General features: G+C 73.6%; 9 protein-coding genes. 5 read left to right on the top strand and 4 right to left on the bottom strand.

Translation table 11 applies throughout. The annotated features are described in order from the left end of the window. The 4 genes from ACY34I_RS39585 to ACY34I_RS39570 form a co-directional block, all read left to right on the top strand. The coding region (locus ACY34I_RS39585; RefSeq protein WP_462760550.1) for a zinc ribbon domain-containing protein at positions 1-1,216 on the top strand (1,216 nt) is incomplete at its 5' end. Between the two features lie 16 nt (positions 1,217-1,232). After that, positions 1,233-2,039, top strand: a complete 807-nt coding sequence (locus tag ACY34I_RS39580) for an NAD(P)H-binding protein (RefSeq protein ID WP_462760548.1) — start codon at positions 1,233-1,235, stop codon at positions 2,037-2,039. A gap of 167 nt (positions 2,040-2,206) precedes the next feature. Then, complete coding sequence (locus ACY34I_RS39575) at positions 2,207-2,800, top strand: nucleotidyltransferase family protein (protein ID WP_462760555.1); 594 nt, start codon at positions 2,207-2,209, stop codon at positions 2,798-2,800. A 61-nt stretch (positions 2,801-2,861) separates the two neighbouring features. Next, positions 2,862-3,620, top strand: coding sequence for a hypothetical protein (locus ACY34I_RS39570; protein WP_462760546.1), 759 nt, complete (start codon positions 2,862-2,864; stop codon positions 3,618-3,620). Between the two features lie 13 nt (positions 3,621-3,633). On the opposite strand, the gene ACY34I_RS39565 is transcribed toward ACY34I_RS39570, so the two are convergent. Beyond that, positions 3,634-4,506 (bottom strand): LysR family transcriptional regulator, encoded by an 873-nt coding sequence (locus ACY34I_RS39565; protein WP_462760544.1) that lies wholly within the window; start codon positions 4,504-4,506, stop codon positions 3,634-3,636. Positions 4,507-4,579: 73 nt separating this feature from the next. Between ACY34I_RS39565 and ACY34I_RS39560 the strand changes: the two genes are divergently transcribed. After that, positions 4,580-5,806: an MFS transporter gene (locus ACY34I_RS39560; RefSeq protein ID WP_462760542.1), complete on the top strand. Its 1,227-nt coding sequence runs from the start codon at positions 4,580-4,582 to the stop codon at positions 5,804-5,806. 77 nt (positions 5,807-5,883) lie between these two features. Here ACY34I_RS39560 and ACY34I_RS39555 read toward each other — a convergent pair whose 3' ends face one another. The 3 genes from ACY34I_RS39555 to ACY34I_RS39545 all read right to left on the bottom strand — a co-directional run. Next, on the bottom strand, positions 5,884-6,747 hold the full coding sequence (locus ACY34I_RS39555) for an amidohydrolase family protein (RefSeq protein ID WP_462760552.1): 864 nt from the start codon (positions 6,745-6,747) through the stop codon (positions 5,884-5,886). Positions 6,748-6,830: 83 nt separating this feature from the next. After that, positions 6,831-7,640, bottom strand: a complete 810-nt coding sequence (locus ACY34I_RS39550; protein ID WP_148801287.1) for a metal-dependent hydrolase — start codon at positions 7,638-7,640, stop codon at positions 6,831-6,833. A 186-nt stretch (positions 7,641-7,826) separates the two neighbouring features. Continuing rightward, positions 7,827-8,620, bottom strand: a 794-nt coding sequence (locus tag ACY34I_RS39545; protein ID WP_462760539.1) for a glycosyltransferase family 4 protein, incomplete at its 5' end; no start/stop codon positions are given.

Raw genomic sequence — 8,620 nt, 5'->3', positions numbered from 1 at the left:
GCTGCCGCCCACGGTCCCCACGGACGCGGTGGTGCACCTGCCCACCCTGCGCGTCGCCGGCCGGCAGGTGCACGCCGACCTGGCATACACGCACGCCGTCCCGAAGGCCCGGCGCACCGGCCACACGGTCGCGGTCGGCGTGGACTGGGGCCTGAACACCCTCCTCAGCGCGGGAGCCCTGCGACTCCACGAGGACGGGCAGATCACGGCGTTGGGGGCCGGTGGCCAGTTCCGCGCCGCCGGCATCCTCGCCAAACAGCACCGCCTGCGCCGTCACAGTGAGCGGCTGCACGCCAAAGCCGACCACTACCAACGCCTCACCGGCCGTGACGAGCAGCATCAACTCGTCGGCAAGCACGAGGTGCTGCGCGACGAGATCCGCCACGTCTCCGCCCGCCGAACAAACCTGAACGCCGCGCTCGCGTGGGCCGCCGCCAGGTGGGCCGTGGACCAGGCGATCGCCGCCAGGGCGACCGTCATCTACGTCGAAGATCTGCGGTCGTTGGGAGCCCGGGGCATGGGCGCCACCCTGAATACCCGTCTGTCGCAGCAGGTGCGCGGGCAGATCGTCGACCGGATGCGGCACCTCGCCGCCGAGGCGGGTATCGCCGTGGTCACCGTCCCCGCCCGGAACACCTCCAAGCACTGCCCCCAGTGCCTGACCCCGCTACGGCATTGCAAGGCCCCTGACAAGCCGACCGTGGCGGGCTGGAAGTGGGCGATCTGTCCCCACCAGTCCTGCCGTTGGCAGGGCGACCGCGACCACGGGGCATGGCGGCGGATCGCCGCCCGCGGCCTGACCCATCAGGCCAAGACCGTCATCGACAAGACCAGCGGGCACATGGTCATCCGCGCCGTGGTCGACAAACTCGAAGCGGCAGCGGTCATCACGACAAGCCACCGGGGGGACCGGTCGAAGACCGGCCCGACCCGGCGCAAGCCACCACGCCCCGCGCCCAGGCGACGTAGGGCACCCTCCCCCACCCGACCCCACGGCCGGGCGGGAAAGCGTCCGGAGGGACACGCACCAACGGACCGGAGGCTGCCCCGCGCAGCCCACCGACACCAGGGCGTGAACACGACCAGCACACCCACCACCGGCCATCGGCCGCGAGGAGCCGCTCTGGGCGCGGGATTCCACTTCCACGCCCACGCGACCCCACCACGGTGGGAAACGATCCCGGAAACCCAATCCGACTCAGGATCACTAAGCTGATCAGGGACGCTCATCCATGCTGCTCGTCACCGGTGCTTCTGGGCACCTGGGTTCCCTTGTCCACGCCGGGCTGGCGGAGCGGGGCCTCGCTCCCTTGGCCGGCACTCGTACTCCAGAGCAGTTCGGTGCGTTGGGGCGGTGTGTCGACTTCGACGACCCGGCGACTCTGCGCTTCGCTGGGGTGCGCACTCTGGTGCTGGTCTCGGCCGGTTACGGCGAGGACGATCTGGTCATCGCCCGGCACGACAGGGTCATCCGCGCCGCCGAGGAGCAGGGCGTCGAGCATGTCATCTACACCAGCCTCACCGCCGCCGGTGACCATCTGGCCTTCGCGCTCGCCCACCGGTGGACCGAGCGGCGCCTGCGGGACAGCTCGCTGTCCTGGACGATCCTGCGCAACGGGCTGTACGCGGAGCTGCTGGGTCAGCTGGCGGCCCCGGTGGACGGGGTGGTCACCGCGCCGTTCGGCGCGGGCGGGCTGGCTGCGGTGGCGCGCCAAGACCTCGCCGACGTCGCCGTCGAGGTGGCGGCCCAGCCAACCGCGCATCGGGCCCGCACGTACGAGCTGGTCGGTCCGGTGGCCGTGACCGCCGGTGACGTCGCCGCGCGGTTGGGTGTGCCCTACCGGCCTGTGCCGCTGGCGCGACGCCGAGCCGAGTTGGCCGGCGCCGATGGTCTGCTGCCGTTCCAGCCGGCGATGCTGATGTCGATCTACTCGGCGACGGCGGCCGGTTTCCTCGCCGGCACCGGCGGTGATCTCCGCAGCCTGCTGCCGCACCCGCCCCGGGAGGCGACGCCGGTCGCGGTGGCCGCCGCGAGCTGAGGGCGGCCCGGCCCGGCCGGCGGCGTCTGCACGATTTTTCCCTTTCGCCCGCTACTTGTCTCGCGCGGCGCTCGTTGGTCCGGTGTGCGTACGACGGGACGGACCGGGTGCGGCTGCCCCGGTCCGTCCCCCTGGTCGAGGGGGCACAGCTGAACCGGATCGCAGGAATGATCATCGCCGCTGGAGGGGGCCGTCGGATCGGCGGACCCGAGGCGTTGCTGCACCAAGGGGAGAAACCCCTGGTGAGCCAGCTGATCGACACGATGCGCGAGGCGGGCTGCGAGCAGGTCGTGGTCGTGCTGGGCGCGGCGGCCGACCAGGTCCGCGAGACGACGGACCTGACCTCGGCCACCGTGGTGGTCAACCGGGCCTGGGGGACCGGGGTGGGCTCCTCGATCCGGGCCGGGCTGGCCGCGCTGACCGACGAGGGGATCGAGGCGGTCGTGGTGGTGCCGGTGGACATGCCTGGGCTCACCACCGCCGCGGTCCGGCGGGTGACCGCCCTGCCGTACCCGGATGTGCTGGTCTGCGCCACCTACGACGGGCTGCGCGGCTACCCGATGCTGTTCGGGCGCCGGCACTGGTCGGGGATCGCGACCCTGGCCAGCGCCGACGTGGGGGCCCGGCCGTACCTGCTGGCGCACAAGGACATGATTGTCGACATCTCCTGCGACTCGGTGGCCGACGGCAGCCGGATCGACAGCCCCGAACTGATGGCCCTCTACGGCCTCTGCATCCCCGAGCAGCGGGTCGGCGTCTGAGACACCCGGACTGAGTATCCGTACGGATGTGCAGGGGCGCCTGCCGGCCATACTCATTGCCATGCGTCGACTCGTCACCGCCCTGCTGTGCCTGGCCGCCCTCCTGAGCTGCGCCAAGCCGGGCGACGCGTCCTCGCCGGCCGGCTCCGCCGAGGACTCCAGCTGGGGCACCTACCAGGCCGACGTCACCACGGTACGCGTCAGCGACGACCCGCGCTCGCTCGTGCTCACTCTGGCGCTGCTCGGTGACGCCGATGGTTGCTCCCGCGATCCGCGCATCACCTACTTCGTGGAGGAGAACAACCTCATCTACGCCAATGTGGTGCAGGACTCGCGGCTGTCGGGGGTGGTCGGGGCCTGCCCCACGCACACGCCGGGCGAGGTGACACTGACCGCGCCCGGGCCGATCGACGGCCGGATCGTCGTGCTCAACCAGGAGCCGTGGAAACGCGACGGAGAGAACTACCGCCGCTGCGACCCGACGTTCGGCTGCGACCCGATGCCGGCGGACCACTGTGCCCGCGCCTGGATCGATGTCGCGGTTCGAGGCATGGACGTGTCCCGGCACTCCGTCGGCTCGCCCGAGGGCTGCGACGGCACGTGGCTGGTCATGACGGTGCCGTTCGATCCGGTGCCGTGCGGTGCCGAGGCACGGCCGGGCTGCAACCCGTCGGTCAACGTGCGCCGCTACTTCCTCCGTTGGGCCGGCCAGCAGGGGTGGGCCACGATCGCCAGTTCGACGGAGGCCGGCTGCGGAAGGGTGCTCACCGTGGAGCCGGCCTTCCCGAGGAAGCTGTGCGCGGACCTGCCCAGGCCGTGACCGTCGACCTACGCTAGGTCCGTCCCGCCCGTTCCAGGCCGAGCCGGTCGGCCAGCCCGTCCACCACCGTCGCCAGAGTGGACGGCGTGGGTCGCCGGGTGACCAGGAAGAGGGTGAAGCGCCCCGGCACCGGCGCCGCCGAGACGTGCTCGTCCGGGGCCGCGTAGGCGAGGGCGAGCCCGCGCGGCAGGACCACCGGGCAGTCGAGCAGCCGGCCCATCCGTACCGCCGTCTCGCCCGTGGCCGCCGGCCTGGGCCGAGCGCCCAGCGCGGAGAGCCGCCGGTGCAGCGCGTCGGCCGACGGGTCGTACGTGTGGGCCACCACGTCGAGGCCGGCGAACGGCCGGCGCCCGGTGCCGAGCCGTACCCCCGGCGGGGTGAGCACGGCGAGCCGGTCGCCGGCGACGGGTGTCGCGGTGGCCGTGGCCGGCAGCCGCAGCTGGTTGGCGACGGTGACGAAGGCGGCGTCCAGCGAGCCCTCGCCGACCCACTCGACCAGCCGGTCGCCGTGGTCGGTGACCTGCTGCAGGGTCACCTCGCCGAGCAGCTCGACCAGGGCGGGGAACAGCAACGCGGCCAGGCTCGAAAAGGTGCCGACACTCAGCACCTCGCCGCGGGCGGCCGCCCGGGTCCGGTCGAAGATCGCCTCCAGGTGGCCGAGCACGTGGGCCGCCTCCGCCGCCAGCGCCCGCCCGGCCGGGGTCGGTCGCGCCCCGGTGGTGTCCCGCTCGAAGAGTTGCTCGCCGATCCGCCGCTCCAGCGCCGCCAGCCGGTTGCTCGCCGCCGGCTGGCTGATCCGCATCTCGCGGCCCGCCGCGCCCACGGAGCCGTGCCGGGCCAGCGCCTCGACGAGCCGCAGATCATCGACCGTGGGTAGGGAGCTCATAGGCACAGATTATGAGCTGGCATGCCGTTTCGCCAGCTACCGGGCGAGCCGCCGGAACCACAGGATCGAAACCGTGAACCCACGCCACGCCATCGCCGCCATGCTGACCACCACCTTCGTGACCTGGTTAGGGCAGCGTGCCACCGCCGTCGCGCTGCCTCTCGTCGCGCTCGCCGAGACCGGATCCGCGTGGACCACCGGACTGGTCGGTGGCGCGGTAGGGCTGCCGATGCTCACCTCGCCCTGGTGGGCGCGGGGCCTGCGGCAGCGGCTCACCACGGGACGAGCCCTCGCCGGAGTGCTCGCGGTGCAGGTGCTCGGGCTGCTCGTCGTCCCGGTCGGCGCGGCGCTCGGCGCCGTCGGCCCGCTCCACCTGGCCACCGCCGGGCTGATCACCGGGGCCGCCACCGCGCTGAGCGGGCCGGGGCAGCGGGCGCTGCTCGCCGACATCTGCGACGGCGCCGGCCCCGGTGTCGCCGCCCGGATGCTCGCCTGGCAGGACTTCGCGCACCGCAGCACCATGATCCTCGCGCCGCCGCTGGCCGGGTGGGCGATCACCGTCGGCGGGCCGTTCCAGCTGCTCTGGGCGGAGGCGGCCGGCGTCGCTCTCGGCGCCGCCCTGCTGCTGGCCGTACGCGGCACCGCCGCGCCCCGCGCCGAGGCCGCCGCCGGCACCCCCGCGCTCCGACACGTGCTGGCCCGTCACCCCGAGGTACGCCGCGCGGTGACCATGGCCGGCGTCGGCGGCCTCACCTGGTTCGCCTTCACCCTCGGGCTGGCGATCCTCGGCGCCGAGACCGGCCGCCCCGGACTGCTCGTCTCGGCCGGCATGACCGGCTACGGCGCGGGCTCGCTCGCCGGCGCGCTGCTCGCGCCGATGCTCGTACCCCGGCTGCCGCCGCTGGCCACGATGGCTACCGGCTGGATCCTGCTCGGCGCGACCTTCGCCGCGCTGCCCGCCGTCACCTCCTCGCTCGTGCTGATCGCGGCGCTGGCCGCGGTCGGCGGGTTCGCCATGCCGCTCGGCATCGCCGCCCTCAACCGCCTGATCACCACCCGCACCGACGGGGCGGAACGGCGGGCCGCCTTCGCCGCGGAGAGCCTGGTGCACGACGGCGCCGTCTCGATCGGACTGCTCGCCGGCGGGGCCGTCATCGGGCTGGCCGGCGCCGGCCCCACGCTCGTGGTCGCGGGCGCCGCCCAGGTCGCCGTCGGACTCCTCGCCGGCCCCTGGCTGCGCCCGGTGCCGGATCCCGCCCCGCTGGGCACTCGGCCGCTCGTCGGCCCGGCCCTTCGATGATCCACTCCGGTGCGCCGAGGTGGCAGTGTCTGCGGACGCCGGACACCGCCAGGTAGGCGATCTGGCGCGCGTCCGGCTCAGGTCAGGTCGAACAGGGCGGCGGCGTTGCTCCAGCAGACCGCCCGTAGCCAGTCGTCGCCGAGGTCGAGCCGGGCCAGCCCGTCGAGCTGCTCGGCGTACGGGTAGGGAATGTTCGGGAAGTCGCTGCCCAGCAGCACCTTGCCGGCCAGCCCCAGCTCCCGCAGCCGGGACAGCTCCCGGTGCGGGAAGGGCATGAACCGGTCGAAGAACGAGGTGAACGCCATGGTGGTGTCCAGGCGCACCCGCTCATACCGCTCCGCGAGATCGAGGAACGCGGTGTAGTCGGGCGCGCCGAGGTGCGCCACGATCGCGGCCAGCCGGGGATGCCGGGTGAGCACCGCGGCGAACGGCCCCGGTCCGGTGTGGGCGGTGCCGACCGGCGCGTGCCCGACGTGCACCACCACCGGCACGCCGGCGTCGGCCAGCAGCCCCCACACGGCGTCGAGCGCCGGGTCGGTGGGCAGGAACGCGCCCACCTGGACATGCACCTTGAACACCCGAGCGCCGGCGCGCAGTGCCTCCGCGACGTAGCGGACCGCCCCAGGTTCCGGGTAGAACGTGGCCGAGGGAAGGCAACCGGGGGTACGCGCGGCGAAGTCCAGCGTCCACCGGTTCAGCGACTCCGCCATCCCGGGCCGGTGCGGGTACGCCAGCGCGGTGAACGCCCGGACGCCGAGCCGGCGCAGGTGCGCCACCCGCTCGGCGTCGTCCCACCGGTAGCGGATCGGCCACTCGGTGCCGACCAGCGGGCCCGCCGCGTCGAAGTACGCCCACACCTTGCGCAGCAGCCGGGGCGGCAGGAAGTGGGTGTGCACGTCGGCGAGCCCCGGCAGCCCCAGCCGCTGCCAGAATCCGGGCACCGCCGCGTCCTCGGCCGGCGGTCGGGCGTCGTCCGCCGGCCCGGCCGCTGCTGCCGGCGTGGCGGCCGGCTCGTCCGTGGAGGTCACACCTCGATGTTGAACCGTTGCAGCACCGACGGCGCGACCAGCCCGACCGCGGCGAGGACCGCGAGGACGGTCATCGCCGCGCGCAGCACGATGGTCTCGGCCTTGCTCCCGGTGCGCAGCGCGATGCTGTTGGGCAGGCCGATCATCGTCCACATCCGCCTTTTGATCGGGATCGGCCAGAGGATCGGCACCCCGGCCCGGGTGATCATGTCGCCGAGGATGTGCACGAAGCAGCCCACGCCGACGGCCGTGCCGATGAGCGGATAGCCCCGGTCACCGGGCAGGTTGGCGAAGGTGAACCAGGCGGCCCCGGCCGACGCGAGGGTGACGATCACCCAGCCGGCCCGCTCGGCCCACTCGTCGAAGAGCCCGCGCAGCGCCAGCCCGATCATGAAGAACAGGATGCTGACCACCGCCCACTTGCCGTAGTGGGCGCAGAGCGCGGTGGTGCCCCAGCCGACCAGCAGGGTGAACGGGATGGTGTGGGTCAGCGTCCGGTGCCCGTTGTTGCGCTTCGGATCCTTGCTGAGCTTCGTGGCGTAGTAGACGCCCAGCGAGATCTTCTCCATCACCTCGGCGAGGAAGAGGCTGACTACGCCGAAGGTGCGGGCCACGGTGGCGCCGCCCTGGTTGCGGGTCACCTTGCCGGACAGGTCGAGGTCGGGGAAGAGCGCCCCGCCCGCGCAGACCGCGGTGCCTACCGCCAGCGCCAGCGGTGTCTGGTGGTAGTCGGCGAACTGGTCCAGCGCCCAGGAGCCGGTCAGCCACACCGCCGCGCCGGACAGCGCGTGGGACGGTCCCATCATGTCGGCTCGCCCTTCCCAAAGGTCTTGATCGACAAAACTACGCCACTGTAATCAAGTCGTCGGGTGGAGGGGCATCACCCGGACGGTCCACAGGGGAGGGGGCCGGGACCGGTGCGGCGGACCGGCCGGATCACCAGGCAGTATGCCGTCGCGGGCCGGGCGGATCTGTCGGCGATGCGACGCGGGTCAGCTCGCGGCCTCGGCCAGCAGATTGCCGTCCGGGATGGTGATGGCGGATCGGCCACCGGCCAGCAGCGTGGCCGACCGGTGGGCCTGGCACGCGTCGTGCTCCCGGCGGGCGGCGGCGTAGCTGCCGGCGGTCCGGGCGGCGACGGTGGCCCAGCCGTACCGCTCGGTGACCATGGTGCGGGCGCGGTGGGCCACCCGGCGGGCGAAGACCTCGTCGCCCAGGAGCCGGTCGACCGCGCCGGCCAGGGCGTCCGGGTCGCTGTGCGGGAAGGTCACGCCGGTGACGCCGGGCTCGACGATCTCGGCCAGCCCGCCGGTGCGGGCCACCGCGAGCGGTGCCCCGGCGGCGGCCGCCTCCAGCGCCACCATGCCGAACGGCTCGTAGAGGCTGGGGACGACGGTCGCGTCGGTGGCGGCGAGCACCGCCGGCAGTTGGGTGGTGTCCAGGAAGCCGGCGAACCGGACGGTTTCGCCGAGGTGCAGCTGCCGCGTCTGGTCGACCAGTTCCTCCCGGTACGGGCCGTCGCCGGCGATCACCACGCGCAGTCCCGGGTGCCGGTCCCGCAGGTACGGCACCGCGTGCACCAGGTGCTGCACGCCCTTCTCGTAGACCAGCCGGCCCGCGTACCCGACCAGGGGGCCCGCCCCGGCGAAGCGGGCCCGGGCGGTGGCGACCGCCCGGGGCCGGGCCCGCCAGGCGCGGTCGTCGACCCCGTTGGGTACCACGTCGATCGACCGGGCCGGCACGTCGAACAGCCGGGTCACCTGGTCGCGCATGTAGCCGGAGCAGG

The organism is Micromonospora sp. RTBAU3-60 (genome assembly GCF_054963695.1).
This window is presented reverse-complemented; position numbering and strand designations above follow the sequence as displayed.